Genomic DNA, 24,716 nt, shown 5'->3' with positions numbered 1-24,716 from the left:
GGCCGTTACCGGCCCGCACACAAAAAATCTGACACTCCCGCTAACCTGCGTACAGCTGCCGCCCTCTGGTTTAGTCGCGAGATGGTTTCAGCATCACTTACAGGAATCTAAGTAGATGGCGAAAATTACACCAAATCCCCCAGCGACAGACGAACCCACATCCCGTGCCCAGTCTGCCCGTAACAAGAAAATCGAAGACGCTGCTACGCGAGCGTTGGATTTTTACCTGAAACCCAAGCCTAAAAGCGAAACGTCTGACAAGTCCGACTCCATTTTACGGATTGATCCGGGGGTGGATTCTGAGTGTTTGCTTGCGAATCTCAGTGAGAATCTGGCTTCGGCGAATGCCATGATCAGTGATTTGGCGTTTGATCTGGATGGTNTTTTACGGATTGATCCGGGGGTGGATTCTGAGTGTTTGCTTGCGAATCTCAGTGAGAATCTGGCTTCGGCGAATGCCATGATCAGTGATTTGGCGTTTGATCTGGATGGTTCGCGACGGCGTGTTGCGATGGGGATTTTGCAGGTGATTGAGGTGAGTGAGCTGTTGGCGAATCGGGCTTTGGATATTGTTGAGGTGAGGTAGGGCAGCAGCGTGCGTGCCGCCTGGATTGAAAAAGGTCTTGCCTAGCAAGACCTTTTTTGTGCCCGAGGGAGACTCGCTTATTCCATATAATATGCGGCTTTCAGAGCTTTTTGTAAGCTAGGGATACAGCACGGGATACACAATGCATCCTGTTATTCCACATCCTGTCGCCTTGCTGGCTCACTGACTGACCACGCTGCCTACAGTTTCTTTATGGGAGCGTCGGATTGAAGCAGACCAGATATTGAAACCAGGAGTTCTTCGACCGTCCATGGTTTCTGAAGATAGACCGTTGGGGCGGGAACCGTTGCAGGCAAAAGCTCGTAGCCGGACATGAGGATTGTCTTCACTGCCGGCCATTTTTCGCCGACCATATGGATAAAGTCCATTCCGTTGATCTGGCCTGGCACACCGTAATCAGTGATCACAAGACAGCAATGCTGGCGTGACTGCAAAAGGTACACCAGCGCATGATCGGCGTTCTCAAACGTAACTGCTTTAGCACCTAGTTCCTCCACGATATGTTGCGTAATTCTACGCAGAGTCGGATCGTCCTCAACGATCAGAACTTCACCATCGATACGTCTCACACCTTCCCAATTAACGGTCATGATTGGCCTCGATGCCATAGACGTCCAACGGAAACGTACAGTGTAGGCTTCAATCGCCAGGTCGTTTTATGAACACTGAAAGCGGGCACGGTCCATCTGAATCTAGGCGTGTGGACGACAGCAGAAATTAGCCGGGGCCCCTGGCGATATCGAAGGGACACGGGGTCGGAAACCCGCGGGATCTTGGTAGCGACAGAGATTGCACCTTACTGAAATTTCAACGTTGAAATTGAAAGGATCCTGACGAAAAAAGGGGATCGTTACCGCAACGGTAAAGGTGAGCCATTGTGTTGTTGATAGCGAACGGTTGAACCCGGTCAACCTTGGGGATGGTGTCAACCACGTCAACCTGTCAACCGACGTAGAAAACTCGGTCGCTAACAAGATGCTGCGGGTTCTTTGGTCCGTACCCATTCTAAATGCCCAGGGTCCCCGGCGAGCTACCAAGCGATAGGGCAAATGCACAGGTGAACCACCAGTTCACCAGGTTCACCTGTTCACTAAGCTGTGCACTTTTTCGCTAACACGATCACGCGGGTTTCCGACCCCGTGTCTCCTCAATATCGTCAGGGACCCCAGCAATTTCTGTCCCTTTCAGATGCAATGATCAATCACCTACCCAAGGAATCATAAAGACGTTCGCTCGCTGACGGTATTCCGCTGCTAGGGGGGCGGGGAACCGATAAAGTGGTGTTACATAGGTTACAGGTGTAACGAATATCCATAACTACCTGATTTTAAGCGGTTTTTTATCCGTTACATCACGCTGGTAGTGAATCTATTTCGAGTGTTACGCAAGTTTTATGTGTTACGCCCTGATAGACATGTTTCGATTGCTAGCTATCGGCCGAAAGCGAACAGCGGGGGGAGGAACGATCACCGACGAAAAAATTTGATCAAACCTCGGTTGATCAGTCACAGTCTTGAATCTCAGAGGACTTTTCCTCCAGCACTTTTTCAATAGAGTTGCTAATTGCCCACAGGACGTGCACATGCAGTGGATTAATGAAAAAGATCTTTTAAAGTGGTCACAGCGAAAAGATGCCCGCGTGTTACTCATCGACATGGTTGCGGATCTGATTCGAGCAACGATTCCAGCAGTTGATCGCTATCGATTTCGATTTCCTGGAGGTGATTCAGGCGAGCTTCGCGGTTGGGATGGTGACTTGGAAACAACTGAAGATGTGGGTTATATACCCGGCCGTAAATCAAAATGGGAGTTTGGAGCTGGAGCTGGAGCAAAGAAGGCTTCAGGAGATTATAACAAACGCACCAAACAAACCTCCGCGGAGGACATGAAAGAGAATGCGCTAGTACTTGTGAATCTTGAGGAGTGGGACACTCCAAGGGAGATGTTGACGAAGTGGGAAAATGATCGAAAGAAAGAAAATAAATGGAGAGACGTGCGCTATATCGACGCGGTCACGCTAGTTCACTGGCTCGATGAACATCCTGCTGTTGCTGCAAAATATGCTCGGGAGGTACTTGATAATGCCCCTCAAGAGGGCGCGTTAAGCACCGATGAATATTGGGATGAGTTTAGTAGCCAGTTCGAACCTCGATTAACGGAAAAAGTAGTAATCGGTGATCGTCACAAGGCAGCAGACGAACTTATCAGCAAATTGCTAGGCCCAGCAGGCAGCATCATTAAAGGTGCAGAAACAGCAGAAGATGTAATCGCTTTTGCTGTGGCGGCAATTCGAAAATCAGAACCTGAAAAACGACGTTTGCTTGAATCTCGAACCCTCATCGTACGTACTGAGTCGGCTGCCCGAGAGTTGAGTAGAAAGTCGGGAATGATCTTCATTGCTACGAAAGGTGCAGAGTCGCTAGCGGGTGTCTTGAGTACCAACTGTCCAACTCTTTCGGCTGCTATAGGCGCATCAGCGCGAAGATACGATCCTCTTCAAAGACCCTCCGCGAGTAGTATGGCTGAAGGATTCTTAGAAATGGGATTAGATAGGGACGATGGTTACGAGCTGGCACAACGTTGTGGTCGCAGCTTGACGATATTAAAACGGCTAATCCCAGGTACGCCTCCAAGTCAGCCAGAATGGGCCCCTCAGTCGGGCGCACTTAAATCTGCGTTTTTGGCAGGAGGGTGGTCTTCAAATTTGTCTATGGACCGAGACTTGCTTAGAGATCTGGGAGGGTTTAATACCTACTCGGATTTAGACAGCGTACTTATGCCAATGCTGTCGCTTTCTGACCGTCCTATCGATAGAGTAGCCGAGATTTGGCAAACCCGCGCGCCGGTTGATGCATTTTATTTCTATGGTCACCAAATCACAGATGCAGATCTTCATCGCTTCCGAGAAGCTGTTGTGAAAGTCTTTGGGCATGCACCAACACCTCCAGCGCGCAGTGAGAAATTTAGTCTCAATTACGTAGCCCCCTCCGACTATAGTAGTTGGCTGAGAGATGGTTTGGCGCTAACTTTAGTTATCATTGCGGCTATGCACCGGGTCGTAGGGCTGCATGTAAATGGTAAGACACCCCAGCAATATGTGGACGAGATCGTATGTGCTCTGCCGGATTGGGGGCGAAACCATGAGTCACTAATCCGCTTAGGAGATCAAGCTGCCCTGTTTGCGGAGGCGGCCCCCAACCCTTTTTTGAGGGCCCTCGAGTCTATGCTCGAGGGTAGCTCCCAGGAAGTAAGCAGTATCTTTGAGAATAATAGCCACGAATTGATGGGAGCCTCAAGCCCACACTTCAAAATACTTTGGGCTCTAGAATCGATCGCATGGGATCCGCGATATTTAGAACGTGCTGCCTTAGTGCTAGCAAAATTGGCTGAGCTAGATCCAGACCCGGAATCCAACTATGTAAATCGCCCAATCAACAGTCTTCGAGCCATTTTGTTAAGTTGGTCTCCAAGTACCTATGCAACTCAGGCGCAGAGACTCGCTTGCTTAGACGCAATATTAAGGACAGTTCCTCAAATAGGTTGGCAATTGCTTGTCAAATTGCTGCCGAGAACGCATGACTCTTCCTCTTCGACTCATCATCCGAAAATTCGAGATTTGGCACCTAAAATTGCAGAAGAAATTACGTTCGGTTTGGTATGGGATTTTGAAGCTGCTGTCGTTGAACGCGCTCTGTCTGTTGCCAGCACTAATGAAGACCGAATTGCGCTTTTGATAAAATCAATGTCGTCATTCCAGCCCGAGAGCCGCTCATTGGTGCTATCTACAGTCGATAGCTATTTGAAAAATCATCAGTCGCCTGACGGAGGATTAGTTTGGCATACACTTAACGATGAAGCTTCGCGCCATGATTATTTTGCTGATGCCGAATGGGCATTGGCGCCTGAAGAACGGGCGGCTATTGCTACGATTGTTGAAAATAATCGTCCCTCCGATCCATTGGTGAAGGATCGCCAGGCATTCGATGATTGGCTGCCGCATATTGGGAGGTACCAAGCCAATGGTGACGGACTTGATCCCGAGGAAATACGTAAGGAAGTGCTTGAACGAGTATTTTTGAGAGAGGGCGTGGTCGGAATTTTGCGATTGGCTAGTATGGTTAAACTCCCAAACCTGATTGGCCCTGCACTCAGATATACATCGATGTCTATGGAGCAAATGTTTGAACTGCTCGAGGGGGCAATCAGTGCGACTGACACACCACCTGAGCTTAAATTTTACATCTCAGCAGTAGGTGCAGCTAAATTTGGAATTCCATGGAAGCAAATGTTTGCACATAGGGTACTAGCAGGAATATCAGATGACTCAGTTAAGGTTAAATTAATTCTGGGCTGGGGGCAGGATGAGGAAACTTGGTCAGTTGTCGATAGCTTAGGAGTAGATGTTCGCGAAAAATATTGGCTGCAAATCAACTCTTTGCCAATTCATGGAACTCCCGAACAGCTAGCGTTCGCAATTGAACAGTTTCGTCGCTATAACCGAGACATCGACGTACTGGGCCTAGTGTACACGCGCATCACGCATCTTCCCCAAGAGTTGATTCAAGAACTTCTGATTAAAGGTATATCTCAAATTGGTCAAGCACAATATGGTACGGGCGCTATGCTCTCGTACTCCGTTGCTCAAGCGCTTTCAGAATTAAGGGGGAGAGAAGATGTTTTGGAGATCGATATAGCGAAGATCGAATATGCTTATCTTCCTATTTTGAATGATCAGCCTTTAACTATCATAAAATTAATGGCGCGAACACCTTCTATATTTGTCGACATTCTATCTGATGTTTTCCGAGAGAAGAGTTCACCCGCATCTGAAGAAGTATCGAACGAGGTGGCAGCGCGAGCACGTGCCTCCCACCGACTTCTGAAAGCGTTCAAACAGGTACCAGGCCTCGTAGGTGAAATAGTTGATTACGAGGCTCTTGATTCTTGGGTTTCAGAGGCTCGCTGCCTAGCTGCTCAAAAGGATCGAGCGGAGGTATGCGACAGCTACATTGGACAAATTCTCGCACACTCTCCATTTGATCCTGACGATTCCCTTTGGCCGACTACAGCCGTCATAAAAGTAATTGAGGGCACTGCTTCCCCCGAATTGGCTCGAGGTTTTATTACCGAGTGTTTCAACAAGCGTGGGGTTTATAGCAAGGCGATAAATGAGGGGGGAGATCAAGAGCGGGCGCTTGCGGAACAGTATCAGCGCTGGGCTGATAGAGCCCACTCTTACCCTAGGATGTCATCAGTGCTGAGTACAATAGCCGATAGATGGATCGCCCAGTCCATTGATGAAGACACTCGCGCAGAACAAGGCAAGATGAAGTGGTAAGTGGGGTGCTTCACGTGCCATTGTCAACAGAAAAGGGTGTATACGGAATTATCATTTAAGCCAAATTAGACTTGGATAATCGTCTGCTTTTGGCCGTTTTCTGCCCATCCCAAGAGGCAGAAAACGTCCCAAAGCGGATGTTGGCGAAAGGCTGCTATCGTTTTTTTCGGGGGAAAGTCCCGTGTCGCCGTAGCGTATCTACACTCTAGGTCTTACGTCCCAAAATCCTGATTAATCGCTCGCTTCCAAAGAGACAGGAGAAATGTCATGCTTTCAATAACCCACCCAGTTGTAATGTCGTATATCCATGAGCTTCCGGTAGGCCTGTTGCCAATAATTTTTAAGGGCGACTCATTGCCAAGACTAGTGGTGAAGGCTAACAAGGAAATTATCCTTTCGGCAAAGGTGCGAAGAAGTTTTTCGATACATTTGATTCCGTACGATGTTAATGGGGTTAATTCAGTGGGTTTTATGGCGGCGTTCTTCGATGATCAACAACACCCATTGGTAATTTCTGGAGCGCTTGCCAAAGAGTTGTTAGGGTATGAATTCCGTAAAGTCTTTTTGTCAGAAGAAGTAAATGTGCACTTTTTCGACGAGCTTGGGCGTGAATCTCTCGGCTATAAGGCTCGTTTCAAGTCATCCGATATTCATCGGAGTCTATTAGGACAGTCTGAGATTCCTAGTGCGGACGGACTTAACCAAAGTGCGATACTGAATGATCTTCGACGATGGTTTCAGTTGTCTGGGGAGCGGGAAGACGAGCAGGCAATAAAAGTTGAATTAATTGAGCCGCTATTTCCCGAGAATTTTGTATTTGCCGATATGCGCGATGAGAGTCACTTGTATCATGGTAGTCCACCCGTGAGCCATTTCACCCTAGAGCGGAATGAACCGGGAAACTATCAGGAGCAAGAGATAATCGCATTGTTGCAGCGGACGTTCGCACCTGAGGAAATTTATTTTTCACCAAAGCGGTATTACGACAGAGAAGAGGTTTCTGATATTTTGGTGATTACTAATGAGAACGTTTTTATTGTACAGGCTAAAGACAGCCCTAATTTGGAGAAAACGATCAATCTTCCGATAAAAAGAAAAAAGGCCACCGCACTCAAGGCACTGAAAAAAGCAGCTGCCCAAGTCAAGGGGGCTACGACCTATCTTAGGCGTAGGAAGCCTGCCGTTTTTTTTATCGATGATAAAGAAATGGTGGTTGATCTCGAAGGCAAAAGTTTATATGGCTTGGTAATCATGAAGGAATTGTTTGATGACAGTTATGATGAGTACACGCCAATTTTGATAGGTTTGTATGAGCAAACTGAAGTTCCCACAATTCCGCTTTCGTATAGCGAACTTCATCAGTACACTCGCTTTTTGGCCGGCGATGAAGCATTTCTTGAAGCTTTCATGAAGGTTTTCAACTGGGGGCATAAGACCGGTATGTTTCCTCGACTTCGGGTCATGGCGCCAGAATCGGTAGTCAATGAAGATCCACCACTGCCTTCTTAAATAGCTCTTTGAGGTCATAATCAGCTTTGGATAAGTCGGAGCTAAACCAAAGCTAGGATAATTGGCTGTATAGGTGGATCGTGGATAGTTGCCTGAGTTGAGCAACTTGGTGCTTGGCGATGGCTGTACACCAAAGGTAACGGGCAAGTGTTCGGATAACTGCAAGCATCGCCTGTAGCACATCAATGTCCGCTTCTTACCCATGCTGCTGACCGAGGCCGAGATGCAGAAGGAATTTTTGTCCTCCAAGGTTTTGTTCCCGAAGGTCAGAATTTTAGGCGAAAATAAAGAGCCCGCGTAATGCGGGCTCTCTTATGTATGAAGCTCAGCTTCTCCCTATGCTATGCATTTGGGAGTCGTAGTACCGAGTTTGCTTTCTCAGCATTCGATTTCAACATATTTAACCATTCTATTCGTTCATGAGTCACACCAAGCTCGGCAAGTGCCTCATCATGCTCTGAAAACTCGAATTGTTTATTATTCAATATGCAGTAGCAGAGCTTGTGGGCTTCAAGTAGACAGGCCTCCAAGTTAATTGCTAGTACGGAAATCCTTAATAGTGAGGTCTCTGCTTCATGTTCCGTCAGCAGTTCGAGATACTTGCTTATGTCGGTTACATGCCTAAAAACGAGCTTGATCCAATACCGCTGATCGACGCTGAATGCGTGGGCGATTTCAGGATAATATTTGTCCAATAGCGGCAAGCTCACTGTTGATGGCAGATTGTGTCCAGTAGGACGTGTTTTTGTAGCTATTGTTTCGCACATTTCAAGGAGATTTTCCAAAGCATGCTTACATATGTGCATAAGCTCATGAATATCCTCTTCGCAACACTCCTTCTTCGCAACCTTCGTCTTTGCCTCTTTTCGTGTCGTTGAGAAGTAATTTAGGCTAAAGGCCAGGCCCGCACCGATAATCGTACCCACCAGCGGTAAAAACTTATCCGTCGAAGTTTTTACTGTCGTAGCTTGAATGTAGGTGAGGCACTGCGCGAAACCATCAATATCCATGTTCTAACCGAGTCTGTGAGGGTCAGTGCAGTATGCCATGACAGAATGGACTGAGCGCCATTCACCATCTGGGGAGCGATTTCGGTAAGTCGACCTAATATCGCAGACTCAATAACCGCTCTCGGCCTCAGGCTGCCTTTTCAAATCAATGTGAGGGTGGGACTGAACAGACAAACCTGTCGGCTCAACCAACTACCTATAGAGCGGGCAGCGGAAGCCGACTAGGTCCTCCACCGCACCCTAACTTCGGTGCTTCAATTGCTGATCGATGAGAATCAGCTCTGCTTTGATCGCGTTTGCGGTGAGGTTCTGTATCGCTGTGCTTTTCCCCCAGCGAGAGCGCATGAGCTTGAGCAGGCCGCTCAGATGGGTTTTCCTTGCCTTCAGTGTTTCGGTACGACTGGGGCTGTTCTGCGTGGCAGTGTTCATAGTGCTGATCCTTGGGCAGTGTTTAAACAACCCACACAAGTGGGCTGTTTCAGGTGGGGCGGGTCGTTACAAAGCCAGCACGTCTTGCACCTTGTACCGCACTGAGCGCTCCGACAGGTCACTCCAGTCCCAACTGCTGAAATTTTCCCCTTGCTCTGGAACGTTGAGCTTGAGCAGCGCAACAGGATCCCGGTCGATCATCCGACGCGCCGCGCAAAGTTGTCCGCCCACATCAAGCAAAGCCTGAGCCGCCTCATTCCACTTCTCTTCAAGCACCGCGTTGGCGAGGTGCAGCGCCTTGTTCTCGATTTTTTGGTGTTCTTGCTGCGCTTCAGCGATGTGCTGATCGATGGTGGCCAGCTCTTGTTCCAGAGCGCTGATGATCAACTGCTGACGACGGTTGTGCTCGGCTACTGCGAAATTGCACTCCACTTGACCACCCGCTTGCATTCGACCTGACCAGTCATTTGCATTCGTTCTGACCAACGATTTGCATCGGTTTTGACCAGCAGGCTTTGTCACCATGAGCGGCAGTAAACGGCCAGTAGAGGACGCTGGACAGTCTACCGCGGGATGAGTAGCGTGCACTCGAAACATCGTCTAATTAGAGTTGGCTCATGGTTTCTATCGTTGTTCAAGAAGAGGTTCGAGACCGGCTACGTCGTGCTGAGAACGAGCATGACGTGAAAGTTCTTTTAGCTATTGAGTCTGGCAGTCGTGCCTGGGGATTTGCCTCTCCCAACAGCGACTACGACGCACGCTTCATCTACGTAAATAAACCCGAGTGGTATCTCTCTGTCGGCCTCGAGGAGCAACGCGACGTCATCGAGTATCCGATCATTGACGACATGGATATCAATGGCTGGGATCTACGTAAGGCACTCAGGCTATTTTGGAAGTCCAATCCAGGCTTTGTGGAGTGGATACAGTCGACCATCATTTACGAGCATGCTGGCTGTTTCCACGAGCGGGCAAAGGAGTTATTGCCGCAGGTGTATTCGGTGGAGAGTGGCATCTACCACTATCGCAGCATGGCCAAAACCAACTATAGGGGATATTTGCAGGCCCCTCAGGTACCGCTGAAAAAATACTTCTACGTTCTGCGCCCGCTGTTATCGGTGCGGTGGCTTGAGCAGTTTGGTACACCTGCCCCCATAGAGTTTGAGAAGCTGCGCGGTGTCATCGAGCGAGAGTCCGGGCTCCAGCAGGCCATTGATGAATTGCTTGCGATCAAGCGCGCGTCTCCGGAGATGGGGTTATCACCTCAGATCACTCCCATTCAACAATTCATTGAGCGTGAACTGAATCGACTTGAGTCCATTAAGCCGATACGCACCGAGCGCAAAGACGTTGAGCCATTACTTTCGGAACTGTTTCGAACTGTACTCAAAGAAACTTGGGGATGAGGTGCCCAATGGAATAAAGCGTTTGAAAGGCCGATGACGGATCGTCAAAGCAATGCGCACGCGTTCACTTTGACCGTCCGCTTTGGGTCGTTTTCTGCCGGTCACCACAGGCAGAAAACGGCCAGAAGCGGACGTTCATGGCCGTCTGCTCTTCACGTTAAGCAGACGGATAAGTGAACGGTTCCAGGAAGATTTGTGGTTCGACCCACAGACTTAAACCGAATGGGATCATTGAATACCCTTCGTATCGCTCAGTAGAAATATTTGACGCCGCAAGCTCCAGGAATTTACCGCGTTTATCATCAACAACGCGGATACCGGGGCATCCAAGCATTGTGTATTTGATGATGGGTTTTGGTAGCTATGCCTGACATACCTGATTTCTATTTCAAAGTCATAGACCGCAGCGCAAATCGATGCCCCATCCACAGATCGAAGCGTAGATTGCTCCAGACGCTTCCTGCTCGACCAAATGGCTGACAAGTGGTCAGTGCTGATTCTCGCAGCGCTGTGTAAGAAGCCGTTGAGATTCAATGAACTAAAACGGTGTCTGGACGGCATTACCCAGAAAGCCTTGACTCAAGCCCTTCGTCGTCTTGAGCGCAGCGGCATTTTGGCCCGGCGGGTTATTCCTTCCTCGCAGATCGCGGTCGAATACAGCATCACCCCGTTAGGCGGGGCGCTTGCACAACCCTTCAACGCCCTGTACCACTGGACGCTAAATCACTTGGCTGCGGTCATTCAAGCCCAAACGACCTTCGCTACACGAGAGATCGAGGCGGCAGAGGTTTAGCCGTCAGATTAAGTTCGGCCATCCCCCCTTCATGGAGCGCAGATTTGGATCAACTTCTCGCCATACGGGTCTTCATCCGCATTGCGGACGCTCGCTCTTTTGCGAAAGCGGCTGACTCGTTGAATATTCCTCGCTCCTCCGTCAGCAAGCTGCTTCAGGATCTGGAACAACACCTGGGTACCAAGCTGGTCGAGCGTAGTACGCGCTCATTCACCATCACGCAGGCGGGTGAGGTCTACAGGGAACAAGCGTTGAATCTGCTGGCGGGGTTGGAGGATATGGATATCGCCGCTCGACAGGCACGGGCAAGTCCCCACGGCCGTCTTCGTGTGGACATAGGTTCATCGCTGGCCAATCTGGTGATCATCCCAGCGCTACCGCAATTTCATGCGCGCTATCCTGATCTGGAATTATTGCTTGGGGTCAGTGATCGGCCTGCCGATCTCATCGGCGACGGCGTCGACTGCGTGATTCGCGGCGGCGCATTACCTGACAGCTCGCTGATCGGACGCCACCTTTGCAATGCGGACTTCGTCACCTGCGCGACGCCTGACTATCTTTCTTCTTTTGGTACCCCGATACATCCACAGGATCTTGAGCAAAACCACCGCACGATCCGCTATTTTTTTCCACACTCGGGTAAAACGCTGCCTCTTCACTTCAGCAAAGGCAGCGAAAGATACGAGGTGAATGGCCAGCCTACCCTCAACGTGAGCGAAAGCACTGCCCTGACCGAGGCGGTACTGACCGGGATTGGTGTCGGGCAAATCTTTCGTTTCAGCGCGCGTGCGCATATCGCTGCGGGAAACTTGGTGCCGATCCTGGAGGATTGGACTCCACCCTCCCATCCGCTCCAGTTGGTCTACCCAGCAACGCGCCATCCCAGCGCAAAGCTGCGCGCTTTTATCGATTGGGCAGTTGAGCTGTTCGTATGCGTCCGGTGATCCCCTCTTGCTTGCCAGCAACGCCAAAAGCATTGAGCGTGCTCAAAGCTGCGTGAGCACGACCTCCTAATGCTCCGTACTGATCCCGTTCATTTTCTAAGCGGCTCCCCGAAACCTACCTAGTTGCCGCTAAATCGGCCTAATCAAGGAGGGGGCTCTAAGCATAACGACGTACGTCAAGACTGCTGCCATAGCTGACAACAGCGCGGCCACACCGAATGCCATTGGTAATCCAGATACGAAGTCTCCGGGTAGTGAAGTAAAGGCGAAAACTGAGGTGACCACAGCGATTCCTAATGCACCGCCGATTTGCTGATCCATCTGTAATAGGCCTGACGCAATACCCGATTGCTCGGCAGCCACGCCCTCCATCGTCAGCACCGTTCCAGGTGTAAATACCAGTGCAATACCCAAACTGTGCACCAACATTGGGCCTAGCACTGAACCCGCATAGCTGCCGTCAATGTCTATAAAGGCAAACCCTGCAAAGCTGCACGCCACGAGTATGCATCCGCTCAATTGAAGTCTGCTGGCACCGAAGCGTTCGATCAAGCCTGGCATGAAATGGGTTACGGCAAAAACGGTGCAAGTGACTGGCAGATAGGCCAGACCGGCGGCCAGAGGCCCAAACCCAAGCACTTTCTGAAAATATTGGACGACCAGAAATAGCATCGAAAAATGCATGCCGACGATAATCGCCATTACAGCCAGAGCGACAATGCGGGTTCGGTTCCGTAGGAGATTCAGGTTCAATAGTGGCTGCTTCGCTCGGCCTTCTATGATCCAAAATGCCGTCAGTAGCGCAACAGCAGTTACAAAGGAAGGCAGGGTTCCGAAGTGTGCCCAACCGTGCTCTGCGGCGTTAATGAAACCAAATACCAGCGCAATCGAACCGGCTGTAGCGGTCAATGCTCCACCTATGTCGAATTGAGCACGCTGGCCTACTGTTTCCTTAACAACGCTGCCAATCATGACCAGAATGAAAATCCCAACGGGCACATTGATGAGCAGCGACCAGCGCCAGGAGAAATACTCTGTGAGCGCACCTCCTAGAATCAGTCCGGCAGAGGCACCTACTGAGGACACAGTGATGAAAAGGGCAAGCCCCCGATTACGTTCCGCCTCGTTGCGCGCGATGTTCATCACCAATGCCAACACGCTGGGTGCAGCTATAGCAGCCCCAATCCCTTGGAGGATTCTTGCAGTAATTAGCATCAGCGGGCTGTTCGCTAATCCCCCCAGTAGCGAGGCCAGTACAAAAACGGCAAGGCCTGCTTTGAACGCCCTGACACGCCCATACACATCCCCCAATCGGCCTCCCAGTAAAAGCAAACCGCCAAGTGCCAGAGCGAATGCATTGGGTACCCAAGACAAGGCTGCGGGGGAAAATCCCAGATCAGCCTGTATTTGAGGTAAAGCGACCATCACGATCAAAAAGTCCATTTGCAGCATGAGTTGGGCGCTGAGGATGACGGCCAACGCAAGAATTCGGTTCGTGTCCTGTTTGGATATAGATGGCGCTTGCGCCGACGGCGAATGAGGCATGGTCGTTCCCAGAGGTGGCGAAGAACGGCCTGAACGAAGTCCGGCCGTTTGATTGGCAGGCGCTGTTCAGACCTGAGAGGCCCCACCGTCGGCAAACAGCTCAATACCATTGATGTAGCTCGAAGCATCGCTTGCCAGGAACGCAACCGCCTTACCTATTTCCTGCGCTTCGCCAATGCGTCCCAGAGTGCTTTTTTCACTGAGGGACTGGATTAGCTGCTCCGCATGATCGCCTGCCATGTTCCGCAAGGATTGGGTATCCACCGGGCCGGGACTGAGAAGATTGATTCGAACGCCGGAACCTTTTATGTCCAAAATCCAGCTTCTGACCAATGCTCGAAGTGCAGCCTTGGTTGCGCCATAAAGGCTCAGCCCTGGCCCAGGAGTGATCGAAGCTGTAGAGCCGATGATGACAATGCTGGCTCCTTTGCTCATAAGAGGCAGCGCGCCTTGGACAGTGAAAGTGACGCCTTTGACATTCGTTTCAAATACTCGGTCAAAGCCTGCTTCAGTTATCGTACCTAACGGGGCGATCTCGCCCATTCCGGCATTCGCTACCAAGACATCGATACGGCCATGAATCGCCTCTACATGACTGAAAAGGAGGGCCAGATCGGTTGGGCGTGAGACATCAGCAGCAAATGCAGCCACGTTATTACCCAAGATAGTCAAAGCCTGATCCAGCTGCTCTTGCCGACGTCCCGTGATGACTACTCGCGCGCCTTGCGTGGCGAACTCCTGTGCAATAGCAAATCCCAAACCTGATGATCCGCCGGTAACCAAGACAACTTTGTTTTTGAATTCCATGACTACGTACCTAGGTGAAAAGAGCTGGAAGGAATTTTAAGCGGCTTCTAGACCAGCTCAGCTAAGTCGGCTGGAGTGAAAGGCTTCAAGCCATCAGTGCTCCCTGATCGAATCTTCGTGACCCATTGCGGATCGCTGAGGAGCGCGCGACCAACCGCAATAAGATCGAACTCATCCCGCTCTAAGCGCTGCACTAAGTTTTCAAGGCTCGCTGGTTTCGAGCTTTCGCCGCGAGTGGCACCGATGAAATCTCCGGACAACCCTACGGAGCCCACACTGATAGTGGCGGCTCCAGTCAGCTTCTTCGCCCAGCCGGCGAAATTCAGTCCCTGCTCGCCATCCAACTCGGGGAACTCAGCCTCCCAGAAGCGTCGTTGAGAACAGTGCAAAATATCAGCGCCCGCCTCCACCAACGGAACGAGCCAATCGGACATCGCCTTCGGCGCCGTAACCAAGCGCGCGCTATAGTCTTGCGGCTTCCATTGGCTCAAACGCAGTATCACCGGGAAGTCAGGGCCGACTGCCTTACGAATGGCTTTTACGATTTCAACCACAAACCGCGAACGCTCAGTGGTGGATGTACCGTTGAAATGGTCAATGCGTTGGTTGGTACCTTCCCAAAAGAACTGGTCTAACAAGTAGCCGTGCGCCGCGTGGATTTCGACCGTATCGAACCCCAGACGCTTCGAGTCAGCTGCTGCTCTGGCAAAGGCGGAAATCGTGTCTGCGATAGCCTCATCAGTCATCGCCTCACCTCTAAGAGCGCGGGGTGCGGCCAGTCCTGAAGGACTTTCAATCCCGCGTTCAGGTTTCCAGTCGGTCTGGGGGCTGACCGATGATCCAACGTGCCAGAGCTGAGGCCCCATTTTGCCGCCAGCTTCATGAACACCGTCGATTACCTGTTTCCACCCGGCAAGCGCTTCCTCGCCATGGAAGAGCGGAACATTGGGATCGTTACGAGACCCCGGCCGATCAACGCCGGTACCTTCGGAAAGAATCAAACCTACTTCGCTCTCCGCACGCCTGCGGTAATAGGCCGTATTTCTATCGTTGGGCACGCCTGCTGGAGCAAAGGAACGCGTCATGGGAGCCATAACGATACGGTTTTTCAAAGCCAGAGATTTGAGCGCGAAAGGCCGGAATAGGGGGTCAAGATACGTAGAACTCATCAGATGAGGCACCGTGTGAATGAGCCTTCATGGTATAAGATGTATACCTAATATCAATACGGCACTTGAAGGCCATCAGGTATACACGAGGAAACCATATGCTAACGACGGATGATCAGATCCTCAGAGACGAACTTGATCTGGGGGCTTACATGGCTGATCCTTCGAGCCGGTTGATGCTGGATCAAATCGCAGACAAGTGGTCGATTTTGATTCTCGCCGCGCTATGTAAAAAACCATTGCGCTTCAACGAACTCAAGCGTTGTCTGGACGGGATAACTCAAAAGGCGCTGACGCAAACCCTTCGACGGCTTGAGCGGAACGGGATTCTTGCCCGGCGAGTTATTCCGTCGTCTCAGGTGGCAGTAGAGTACAGCGTCACGGCATTGGGTCGGACGCTGGAAGAGCCCTTCAAAGCCTTGTTTTTCTGGACGATTCATCATTCAGCCGCAGTCATCGATGCGCGTGTAGCGTTTGACGGACGAGATGTGGAAGGCGTGTTGACCGGACACATATAGCTGTTCAGCAGCGAAAACTGTAGATCCTGAGGAGTTGAGCGGCACTCACATGCATCCTGGATTGCGAGAATCCGATCATCCACCCTGATGGATTATGTCTCTATCCTGGCGGGCTTCTGTCATGGATAAACCCACCCTAGACTCGCCCCAAGTTGCTGACCTGAACCCTTCAGGTCAGGCTCTTCAGGCACTAGGAACAATGACCATGTCCGACAGACTCGACGGCAAAATCGCACTTATCACCGGCGCTACCAGCGGCATCGGCCTGGCCACCGCCAAACTTTTTGCAGCGCAAGGTGCGTATGTCTACATCACCGGACGCAACGCGGAATCACTGAAGACAGCGCAGGACGAAATCGGCGCTAACGTGACTTGCATACAGGCAGATTCGACCCATATTGCTGATCTGGATCACGTGGTCGAACAGATCAAGGCCGAGGCAGGCCGCATTGATGTGTTGTATGCAAACGCTGGTGGCGGCACGCTGCTGACCTTGGGGCAGATCACCGAGCAGCAGGTCGACGATACCTTCGGGCTAAATGTCAAAGCGCTGATCTTCACCGTCCAAAAAGCCCTGCCACTACTAGTCTCCGGCTCATCGGTCATCCTTGCAGGGTCAAGCGCCAGCATCGCCGGAACTGCTGCCTTCAGCGTCTACTCTGCGTCCAAGGCAGCGGTGCGCAATCTGGCGCGCAGCTGGATTCTTGACCTCAAAGGCACCGGCATTCGGGTCAATGTGTTGAGCCCGGGCCCCGTCCGCACGCCGGCACTTTTGGAATATGCAGGTGACGATCCTGCGCAGCAGCAAGGCATGCTCGATTACTTGGGCACCATTGTCCCGATGGGGCGAGTCGGTGAAGCGGATGAGATCGCCAAAGCAGCCCTGTTTCTGGCCAGTGACGACTCAAGTTTCATCAATGGTGCCGAAATTTTTGCAGACGGTGGCATGGTGCAGGTCTGACCCGCTCATTTGCAAGCTTGCACCCGTTGCTAGTTAGCAGCGGGTGAGCACCCACTGCCAGGGGGAACAGGTACGCCAAAAATGCTGACTTGATGCGTGCTATTCCACCCGCGTGAGCGGAAATCGCATCCAGATCCATGCCCCGCCAACCAACACGCCAGCAGCGCCCAGCCAGAGCGCACTTGCAACACCGTACTGATCGATAGCGATGCCGCCGAGCAAAGCACCCGCGCCCATAGCCAATTGCCCTATGGAAACGAATAGAGCGGCAGCCGTCTCCAGACGTTCAGGCGCTGCACTGAAGATCCAGCTCTGAATGGCGATAGGCAACATCCCAAACCCTAGTCCCCAGGTCACCACCGCTATTATGACGACTAGCGGATGTTCACCCGTACAGACCAGTAATAGCATCGAGCAGCCCAGTAGCAGTGCGGTGCTCAATACTGCCAGGCGCACATCACGTTCGACGCACCAGCCGCACAGTACATTGCCAAAGATTCCTGCCACACCGTACCCCAGCAAGAGAAGACTTAGCTGCGCGGATTCGATCCCACTGATCTGGTTCAGATAGGGTGTGATGTACGTGTACGCTGCGAACTGTCCGGTAAATATCAAGACCACGGCCACCAACCCTACCTGTACCTTCGGTATGCGCAGTACGGCTGGCAGTTGTGAAGCTCCGGACAATTGCTCCGGGCGGATCCTTGGAAGCAGCAACATCAACGCGATTACCACCAAGCAGCCCAAGACGGCAGACACAGCAAAAGCCGCCCGCCAACCGAACGCGCCGCCTAGCAGCGTCCCTGCTGGAACCCCGAGAACTGTCCCCAAGGTCACGCCCGAGAAAACGATGGAGGTTGCCCTACCGACCGCGTCGGGTCGAAGCCTGGGCCCTAGAGCAACGCCTATGGTCCAGAATCCACCCACCGCAATACCGAGCAAAACTCGGCCCAGCAACAGCACGTACAGTTCGGTGGCGGTCGCAACGAGGACATTGGAAATGATCAGAAGGCTGAGCAGCACCCACAGCACGTATCGTCGATCAAAGGTTCGGGCCAGGCTGATAGTCAGAAACGCTGAACAGGCGGCGACGATACCCGGGATGGTAATCACAAGACCCGCGCGTCCTTCACTGATCGCCAGGTCATTGGCTATTTGGGGCAAGAGGCCAACTGGCAAAAACTCTGCCGTGACCAAAGCGAAAGCTCCTACCCCGATGGCGGCAACTGCGCTCCAGGGAGCAGGAGTTTCATGCAGCGCCACAGGCGTGGATGAATCTGCTTCAACTACATGCTGCGTCATAATCTGAATTCCAAAAAACCTTCAGGCACACGCTTCCGTGCGCCTTCGGTTTAACCAGTCGCGTTAGTAACCAACGCCGCGAACACCGCCTGACGCCCTGATGGATTCGCCTGTCACCCAGTGCGACTCTTCAGATGCCAAAAACACTGCCAAAGGTGCGATGTCTTCAGGCTCTCCGAAGCGACCCAACGGAGTACCCGCAAGAAGCTTTTCGCCCAATTCACCGGCAAAATTCCCGTCAGTAGCCGGGGTGTTCGTATGCCCTGGCAAGATCGAGTTGACCCTGATGCCACGCGGTCCCAGCTCCCTGGCCAGTGCAAAGGTCAAGGTATCGACCGCGCCCTTGGTCGCCGAGTACACGCTCGAAGCCAGGTAGGGATCGGTGCTGAGGATCGAGCTGATATTGATGATGCTGCTTTTCGGCCCTAGCAATTTGACGGCCTCACGTACCGCAAGAAGGTAGCCCAGCACATTCAGATTGAATTGCTTGTGGAATGCTTCTTCGGTCAGGTCATCGATCATCTGGAACACCGCGACGCCGGCGTTGTTGACCAGAACATCAAGGGTGCCGTACTTCGTCCGGACCGTGTCAAACAGGCGCACAACATCGGCTGCCTGGCTCATGTCTGCCTGTACGGCGAAGGCTGAGCCGCCGTGCTCTGTGATATGAGCCACCACGGCATCGGCGTCAGGCTTACTGGAGGCGTAGTTGACGATGACCGTTGCGCCCTGCGCACCCAATGCTTTGGCGATTCCGGCGCCTATGCCTTTCGACGCACCGGTGACAACTGCTATTTTTCCTTCGAGTTTCATAACGTGACCTTTTTGAAGTTGATTGATATGAGGGCTTTGTTGCTGTCGGATCGTGAATGACTGAAATGCAACGAACTGCGTGCCATCAGTATTCCGGTAACGGACACACCAACGTTTGCCGGTTATTCGCACATCCTTGCCTATTCTTCTCAGTTGGCTTGCTATGCCCAGGGATATAGCTCACGGTGAGAGGCATGGAAAAACCAATGGCAGAACTGCGCAGCATCGTGATGCGCGCACAAGACAAGTGGACCGAAACCGGATTGCCCCGTGTGGCCATGGTCCGGGCCGAGGCCTGTGCGGATCAGGTCTATCAGCCGATGCTGCATCTGGTGCTTCAGGGCACCAAGACTCTGTCGATAGGGGAAGAAGTTTCCAGGTATCCGGCAGGCAGCTATTTTTTGGTGCCTGTCGATGTACCCGCTACGGGCCAGATTCAGCCCGGCGCAGCGGATCAACCCTATCTCGCGGTCAGCCTGACCCTGGAGCCCGATGTGATCGCTATGCTGCTGATGGATGAGGGCAAGACGCCAAGGGCGCCGCAAAATTCGTGTTTCGAGGGTGTGCTCGCGCCGGCTGAAATGATTGATGCCTGGTTACGTATGATGCGGCTCATGGATCGCCCGCATGAGGCTGTGGTACTGGCGCCGATGATCGAGCGCGAGATTTTGTTCCGTGCATTGCAGGGGCCACTGGGCGGTATTCTTCGTGACGTTGCGCGACCGGATGGCCGGATGACACAAATCCGCCGTGTCACCCAGTGGATTCGTGAGCACTACACCGAGCCTTTTCGCGTCGAGCCGCTCGCGCTCATGTCTGACATGAGCGTGGCCGCCTTCTACCGGCACTTCAAATCGGTGACGGCCATGACACCGATCCAATATCAGAAGCGCCTGCGCTTGCTTAGGGCTCGCTGGTTGCTGCTGTTCGATACGCTGGATGCGACGTCCATTGCCTACACCGTAGGCTATGAAAGCGCGTCGCAATTCAATCGAGAGTACGCTCGGTTATTTGGCCTGCCACCTGCGCGGGATGCGGCAAGATTCAGGTCGCCCGCCCCCGCCAGTGAGCTGACAGCCGCCTCTTGAGCGACCGCCTCCATTCTTACAGGTCGCTGATCACCGTCCCCGCAATGCTCTCGGCAAATCCACCACCGAAGACCTGTGCTGGGGTTGCAAATCCAGGCCGTCGCTCACCTTCCAATACGCGACGGGCTGCTTCGACGGCCGCCAGCGGCGTATAGGAATAACCATTCACGGTTTCGATCACAGACCGTGCGATTGCACCATCGGCGCCAGTGACCTCAACCACCGCACGCGCCCGATGAGCATCCCTCTCCTCTGACGTTGGACCATCAGGCAGTTGGGATAGATCACCTTCTGGAAACGCATCGCCCGCGATATGCACGAACATCGCAATATTAGGAATGCCGGTCGAATGCCAGCCGGTTACCAGATCACCGAAAGACAGCGGCACGCAGAGAACCGGACCGTCACCAAAATCAAAGTGACGTGGCGTGGCATCGGGCGTTGCAACGAGTTCGCCATCGACCCTTGCGAGCACGCCTGCACTGATGATTTCGCTGACGCTCATGGCTGATCCACGGGACATCGACCCGGGGACTTGAAGCGCGATGCTCAGAGCGAGAGGACCTTCTACACGCTTGGCGACATGCACTGCCAGCGAGTCGGTAGGGACAACATCCCATCCGACGCCAGGCAACAGCATGACGTGATTAGCGGCCGCTTCAGCATCCAGCCTCTCGGCTAGCCGGTAAACGTTGATCTCGGCGGTAATGTCCAGATAGTCGACCCCGGCCTTGATGCAGGCGCGCATCAAAGGCTCGGCCGTGTGCGCAAATGGCCCCGCGAAGTTGAGCAATACCGAGACATCTGACAAAGCGTTCTCGGCATCCGCGCCGGTATCGAACACGCGAAAAGGCACGTCCAGATGCGCAGCGAGTGCCGCAAGGCGCTGGTGATTGCGCCCGGCGATTTCGAATGTCAGGCCGAGCGCTTTCGCCCGCCCTGCTGCCATACGACCGGTATAGCCTGTGGCTCCGTAGATCAGAAGTGTGCTCATTGGACGTGCTGCCATTTTTTGTAGACGAATTCGAGGCTGTACCCATCCGGGTCCAGCACATTTGCAGCGTAGTAATCGGGGTCGTAGTGCAAGCGTGCGCCAGGCGAGCCGTTGTCGACCGCACCCTGATTCATGGCAGCGGCATAGGCGGCGTCAACTTCAGCCTTGCTGTTTGCGACAAAGCCAACATGTACCGCGCGCCCTTCGACAACTCCCTCACGCAACCAGAAGAACATCCGGCCGTTGGCGCCGAAGCCTTTTAGGTCAGGATGACCCGGCGGGCCGTCCTTGCCGTCGTAGTCCAGGCGCGCGGTGATACCCAACGGGGTCAGGGCAGTTTCGTAGAAACGGATGGACCGGGCGATATCGCTCACGGACAAAAAAATATGATCCAGCATGGCAAAATCCTCACGTATTCAGATGTTGTAGCCGCCGGAAACTTCGAGGGTCTGGGCATTGATCCAAGCGCCCTCCTCGGACAGCAACATGGCGATGACGCGCGCGACGTCTTCCGGCTCGCCGACCCGGCCGAGTGCCGTTTGCGCCGCCAGAATCGCCTCGAACTCATCGTTCAGTCCGCCACCCAATTCGGTACGGATGGCGCCGGGTGATACGGCGTTGGCCCGTATGCGCCGCTCGCCGAACTCTTTGGCCATGTAACGGGTGAGCACTTCGAGCCCGCCCTTAAACGCAGCATAGGGCGCCACACCAGCGGTGGCGACGCGGGTGGTGGCACTGGTCAGATTGACGATACTGGCGTTTTCCGCGAACAGCGGCAGTAGTGTCTGGGTGAGGAAAAACGGACCTTTGAGGTGCACGTTGAACAGGCCATCGAACTGCGCTTCGGTGACAGTTGCCAAGGGATTGAACAGGCCGTAGCCGGCGTTGTTGACCAGGCCACTCAGCGTGGTGGCATCCCAGGTGTCCCGTAAGGTCAGTACCACTGACTGCCGAAACGCCTCGAAGCTGCCAACATCAGACACGTCGAGCTTGAGAGCGACAGCCTTGCCACCGACTCGCTCGATGCGTTCCACGACCGTAGCGGCAGCCTGGGGATTAGTGTTGTAGGTCAGGATGACCCCCATACCACGCTGAGCAATGTGCTCGGCGGCACTGGCACCGATTCCACGGCTGCCACCGGTAATGACGATGACGCTCATCTGATGTTCCTCTGTGGTTCATATGTGCCCCCACAGTACTTACCATGGTCGCCAGGGTCGTACCTGTTTCTACTTGAAACCTGCCTGTTTCTGCTTTTCGCTTGCACGGCGGCGGGTTCTGCCGGCAGCATGCCCAGCATGAACAATCAACTGAATGAACTCAGGTCGCTCGCGGCCAAGGCTGAAAATCGCCGTACCGAAACGGGCATTCCCCGTGTGGCCATGGTTCAGGGAAAAATCCCCGAGCACATGCTGGCGGCGGTCTACGACCCAATGATCAATGTGATCCTGCAAGGCAGTAAGAGCATGACCGTGGGGGATCGGACGCTTCGGTATGACCCTGCGACCTATTTCGTCATGTCCATTGATTTGCCAGCGGTGGGATCTGTGCATCCGAGCGTCTCGGGAGAACCTTACTTGGCAGTCAGTCTGACGCTAGATCCGACAGTGTTGTCGACGCTATTTGCCGACCTGCCCAAACCTGTCGGCCGCGTCGAGCACAATCTTGGGTTTTCAGTCGCACCAGTCACAACCGACCTGATGGATGCCTGGGTGCGAATGCTGCGATTGATGGGCGACCCGGACGCCATCGCAGCCCTGGCCCCGGTGTACGAGCGAGAAATTATCTTCCGTGTACTCCAGGGCCCCCATGGCTGGATGTTGCGGGAGATCGCAGCGCCGGATACTGCGATGGCCCGAGTCAACATGGCAATCCAGTGGATCCGCCGTGACTTCGCGGAGCCAATTGGGGTGGAACGCTTGGCGGAACGAGCATCAATGAGCGTCTCGGCGTTTCACCGCCACTTCAAGGCAGTCACCAATCTGAGCCCTTTGCAGTATCAGAAACGGGTTCGCCTGCTCCAGGCCAGAACGCTGATGGTGGCCAATGCCAAGAGCGTCATGGCTGCTGCCTTCGAGGTCGGCTATGAAAGCGCGACGCAATTCAGTAGGGATTATGCACGGGTGTTTGGGCTTCCTCCTGCACAAGATGCCGGGAGGATCCTCGGGGATACGCGAGCCATCAGACCCTAATCAGTAGGCGGATTAGGTAAGCGGCTGGAATAGGTCTATGACCGGCACCTATCGGTCCAGAGTGTAAAAACGCGCTGATGCACTGTCGGCTCGCAGCGCCGACGGTTGTTAGCTGAGTAATTCTGTTATGAGGTCGATTACTAGAATTGGTTACTCGGGACGCTTGGAAAAATTCGTTTCCCCGCTCTAGACCTGAACTCACCCGGCGTGCTTCCACTCCAGCGTGAAAACGCTCGAACAAATGCTGGCGGTTCGCTGAAGAACAGTTTGAAGCTAATGGTTTTGATTGAGTCTTCAGAGTGATGCAGCAGGTAGATCGCCCGCTCGAACCGTATCTTGTCCACCAGTTCGGAATACTGGACGCCTTCGTCACTGAGGTGCCGCCGCAGACTTCGCTCCGAGCAGTTGAGCTTCTTAGCCATGTCGGCAGCGTTTGGATAGAAGTCGATGCACGCCAGGATGCTGTTCACTCGGCTTTGCCAGGACAAAGACGTACGCTGAGCCTGGGCTTCGCGGCATAGCCGCAGATAAACGTGATACGAGTGCGGATTTCGCCGCGCATTGCGCTGCTCAGCCAGCTCATTGTCGTAGGTCACATAGGTGTAGTCATGACCGAAAGTCACGGGGCACTCGAACTCGACCGGATAACGCTCGGCATCCACCGGCTCGGGATAGCCGAATGCCACTGCGCGCACATAACCATCCGCACCCACGCCGAAAATGTCACGTAGCAGTTGGCGCGTGCCAAGGATGTCGCGGTCGATAAGAAACCGGTACAACGCGGGCAATCCGCCGACCTGACGGTATCGGATTATCGTCTGACCCGCAGAGAGCGTTCCGATCAGTTCGGGCGCAATCCAGGGATTGGACAGCGGAGAGAAACGCCGCGACAAGTAACCGGCATGGCCAAGATTGATCGTGTTTGCCAGCAGTCCACCCAGCACCCCCACGCTATTCACATTGATCAGTCGACCGAGGTCTAGCCCGGCGGCTGTCCCTCGATAAAGACGCAGAATGTTCTCGTAAATCGTCTGTTCCTGGCGGCTGTTAGGGACTGATTCAGGTAGCGCGAAACTGTCGACACTCAGGCCGCTACCAGCCAACACCTCATGCAACGAATACCCCCAGGCCTCCATTTGCTCAATGCAGAAGCACATCGGTGCCTGGCTGGCGCAAGGAAACATGGAAAGGCTCATAGCGATTTACGCCTCGCAAAAAGGCTATTTAACCTATTTTTGGCCGTAATTATCAATCACCTGACACGTTCGAACATCGCATCGAAGGGAGCGGC

General features: G+C 53.1%; 23 protein-coding genes. 10 read left to right on the top strand and 13 right to left on the bottom strand.

What is annotated here, in order from left to right; genetic code table 11:
• The first annotated feature begins 115 nt into the window (after positions 1-115).
• Complete coding sequence (locus MKS85_RS10450; protein WP_310662828.1) at positions 116-586, top strand: DUF6124 family protein; 471 nt, start codon at positions 116-118, stop codon at positions 584-586.
• Between the two features lie 200 nt (positions 587-786).
• Here MKS85_RS10450 and MKS85_RS10445 read toward each other — a convergent pair whose 3' ends face one another.
• A complete protein-coding gene (locus MKS85_RS10445) occupies positions 787-1,197 on the bottom strand; it encodes a response regulator (protein WP_310662827.1) in 411 nt (136 codons plus the stop codon).
• Positions 1,198-2,189: 992 nt separating this feature from the next.
• Here MKS85_RS10445 and MKS85_RS10440 point away from each other — a divergent pair.
• Both MKS85_RS10440 and MKS85_RS10435 read left to right on the top strand, forming a co-directional pair.
• On the top strand, positions 2,190-5,945 hold the full coding sequence (locus MKS85_RS10440; RefSeq protein ID WP_310662826.1) for a hypothetical protein: 3,756 nt from the start codon (positions 2,190-2,192) through the stop codon (positions 5,943-5,945).
• A 267-nt stretch (positions 5,946-6,212) separates the two neighbouring features.
• A complete protein-coding gene (locus MKS85_RS10435; RefSeq protein WP_310662825.1) occupies positions 6,213-7,454 on the top strand; it encodes a hypothetical protein in 1,242 nt (413 codons plus the stop codon).
• Between the two features lie 341 nt (positions 7,455-7,795).
• Here MKS85_RS10435 and MKS85_RS10430 read toward each other — a convergent pair whose 3' ends face one another.
• The 3 genes from MKS85_RS10430 to MKS85_RS10420 form a co-directional block, all read right to left on the bottom strand.
• The gene (locus tag MKS85_RS10430) at positions 7,796-8,464 is read right to left on the bottom strand and encodes a hypothetical protein (RefSeq protein ID WP_310662824.1); all 669 of its coding nucleotides are present in this window, start codon (positions 8,462-8,464) and stop codon (positions 7,796-7,798) included.
• A gap of 240 nt (positions 8,465-8,704) precedes the next feature.
• Positions 8,705-8,893, bottom strand: a complete 189-nt coding sequence (locus MKS85_RS10425) for a hypothetical protein (protein WP_310662823.1) — start codon at positions 8,891-8,893, stop codon at positions 8,705-8,707.
• 66 nt (positions 8,894-8,959) lie between these two features.
• Entirely contained in the window at positions 8,960-9,418 is a 459-nt protein-coding gene (locus MKS85_RS10420; RefSeq protein ID WP_310662822.1) for a hypothetical protein, read from the bottom strand.
• A 92-nt stretch (positions 9,419-9,510) separates the two neighbouring features.
• Here MKS85_RS10420 and MKS85_RS10415 point away from each other — a divergent pair, with 92 nt between their 5' ends.
• The 3 genes from MKS85_RS10415 (at position 9,511) to MKS85_RS10405 (ending at position 12,036) form a co-directional block, all read left to right on the top strand.
• Positions 9,511-10,299, top strand: coding sequence for a nucleotidyltransferase domain-containing protein (locus MKS85_RS10415; protein WP_010457953.1), 789 nt, complete (start codon positions 9,511-9,513; stop codon positions 10,297-10,299).
• A gap of 412 nt (positions 10,300-10,711) precedes the next feature.
• The gene (locus MKS85_RS10410; RefSeq protein ID WP_042932595.1) at positions 10,712-11,092 is read left to right on the top strand and encodes a helix-turn-helix domain-containing protein; all 381 of its coding nucleotides are present in this window, start codon (positions 10,712-10,714) and stop codon (positions 11,090-11,092) included.
• A gap of 44 nt (positions 11,093-11,136) precedes the next feature.
• Complete coding sequence (locus MKS85_RS10405) at positions 11,137-12,036, top strand: LysR family transcriptional regulator (RefSeq protein ID WP_010457948.1); 900 nt, start codon at positions 11,137-11,139, stop codon at positions 12,034-12,036.
• Between the two features lie 129 nt (positions 12,037-12,165).
• On the opposite strand, the gene MKS85_RS10400 is transcribed toward MKS85_RS10405, so the two are convergent.
• The 3 genes from MKS85_RS10400 to MKS85_RS10390 form a co-directional block, all read right to left on the bottom strand.
• Positions 12,166-13,581 carry an MFS transporter gene (locus MKS85_RS10400; RefSeq protein WP_010457946.1) on the bottom strand — a complete coding sequence of 472 codons (1,416 nt, stop codon included), beginning with the start codon at positions 13,579-13,581 and terminating at the stop codon, positions 12,166-12,168.
• Positions 13,582-13,647: 66 nt separating this feature from the next.
• A complete protein-coding gene (locus tag MKS85_RS10395) occupies positions 13,648-14,388 on the bottom strand; it encodes an SDR family NAD(P)-dependent oxidoreductase (RefSeq protein WP_010457944.1) in 741 nt (246 codons plus the stop codon).
• A 47-nt stretch (positions 14,389-14,435) separates the two neighbouring features.
• On the bottom strand, positions 14,436-15,557 hold the full coding sequence (locus MKS85_RS10390) for an NADH:flavin oxidoreductase (protein ID WP_010457942.1): 1,122 nt from the start codon (positions 15,555-15,557) through the stop codon (positions 14,436-14,438).
• 98 nt (positions 15,558-15,655) lie between these two features.
• Here MKS85_RS10390 and MKS85_RS10385 point away from each other — a divergent pair, with 98 nt between their 5' ends.
• Together MKS85_RS10385 and MKS85_RS10380 are read left to right on the top strand one after the other, a co-directional pair.
• Positions 15,656-16,075: a helix-turn-helix domain-containing protein gene (locus MKS85_RS10385; protein WP_010457939.1), complete on the top strand. Its 420-nt coding sequence runs from the start codon at positions 15,656-15,658 to the stop codon at positions 16,073-16,075.
• 205 nt (positions 16,076-16,280) lie between these two features.
• A complete protein-coding gene (locus MKS85_RS10380) occupies positions 16,281-17,036 on the top strand; it encodes an SDR family oxidoreductase (protein WP_010457937.1) in 756 nt (251 codons plus the stop codon).
• Between the two features lie 99 nt (positions 17,037-17,135).
• Here the strand turns inward: MKS85_RS10380 and MKS85_RS10375 are convergent, their stop codons facing one another.
• Positions 17,136-18,338, bottom strand: a complete 1,203-nt coding sequence (locus MKS85_RS10375; RefSeq protein WP_010457935.1) for an MFS transporter — start codon at positions 18,336-18,338, stop codon at positions 17,136-17,138.
• 63 nt (positions 18,339-18,401) lie between these two features.
• The gene (locus tag MKS85_RS10370) at positions 18,402-19,151 is read right to left on the bottom strand and encodes a glucose 1-dehydrogenase (RefSeq protein ID WP_010457932.1); all 750 of its coding nucleotides are present in this window, start codon (positions 19,149-19,151) and stop codon (positions 18,402-18,404) included.
• A gap of 206 nt (positions 19,152-19,357) precedes the next feature.
• Here MKS85_RS10370 and MKS85_RS10365 point away from each other — a divergent pair, with 206 nt between their 5' ends.
• The gene (locus tag MKS85_RS10365) at positions 19,358-20,239 is read left to right on the top strand and encodes an AraC family transcriptional regulator (protein WP_010457930.1); all 882 of its coding nucleotides are present in this window, start codon (positions 19,358-19,360) and stop codon (positions 20,237-20,239) included.
• A gap of 16 nt (positions 20,240-20,255) precedes the next feature.
• Here the strand turns inward: MKS85_RS10365 and MKS85_RS10360 are convergent, their stop codons facing one another.
• Genes MKS85_RS10360 through MKS85_RS10350 form a run of 3 tightly spaced genes read right to left on the bottom strand, consistent with a single transcriptional unit; the run spans position 20,256 to position 22,393 of the window.
• A complete protein-coding gene (locus MKS85_RS10360; protein WP_042932598.1) occupies positions 20,256-21,233 on the bottom strand; it encodes a trans-acting enoyl reductase family protein in 978 nt (325 codons plus the stop codon).
• Entirely contained in the window at positions 21,230-21,631 is a 402-nt protein-coding gene (locus tag MKS85_RS10355) for a VOC family protein (RefSeq protein WP_010457926.1), read from the bottom strand. Before MKS85_RS10355 ends, MKS85_RS10360 begins: the two co-directional genes overlap by 4 nt.
• An 18-nt stretch (positions 21,632-21,649) precedes the next feature.
• Positions 21,650-22,393 (bottom strand): SDR family NAD(P)-dependent oxidoreductase, encoded by a 744-nt coding sequence (locus MKS85_RS10350; protein ID WP_010457925.1) that lies wholly within the window; start codon positions 22,391-22,393, stop codon positions 21,650-21,652.
• Positions 22,394-22,531: 138 nt separating this feature from the next.
• Between MKS85_RS10350 and MKS85_RS10345 the strand changes: the two genes are divergently transcribed.
• Positions 22,532-23,425, top strand: a complete 894-nt coding sequence (locus MKS85_RS10345; RefSeq protein ID WP_010457923.1) for an AraC family transcriptional regulator — start codon at positions 22,532-22,534, stop codon at positions 23,423-23,425.
• Between the two features lie 140 nt (positions 23,426-23,565).
• Here MKS85_RS10345 and MKS85_RS10340 read toward each other — a convergent pair whose 3' ends face one another.
• The gene (locus MKS85_RS10340; RefSeq protein ID WP_310662821.1) at positions 23,566-24,621 is read right to left on the bottom strand and encodes an AraC family transcriptional regulator ligand-binding domain-containing protein; all 1,056 of its coding nucleotides are present in this window, start codon (positions 24,619-24,621) and stop codon (positions 23,566-23,568) included.
• Positions 24,622-24,716 lie beyond the last annotated feature (95 nt).

Source organism: Pseudomonas sp. JL2 (assembly GCF_031570495.1).
In the GTDB taxonomy this organism is placed as follows: Bacteria; Pseudomonadota; Gammaproteobacteria; order Pseudomonadales; family Pseudomonadaceae; genus Aquipseudomonas; species Aquipseudomonas rhizophila.
The sequence above is the reverse complement of the archived record's forward strand: the minus strand, read 5'-3'. Positions and strand labels throughout refer to the sequence as shown.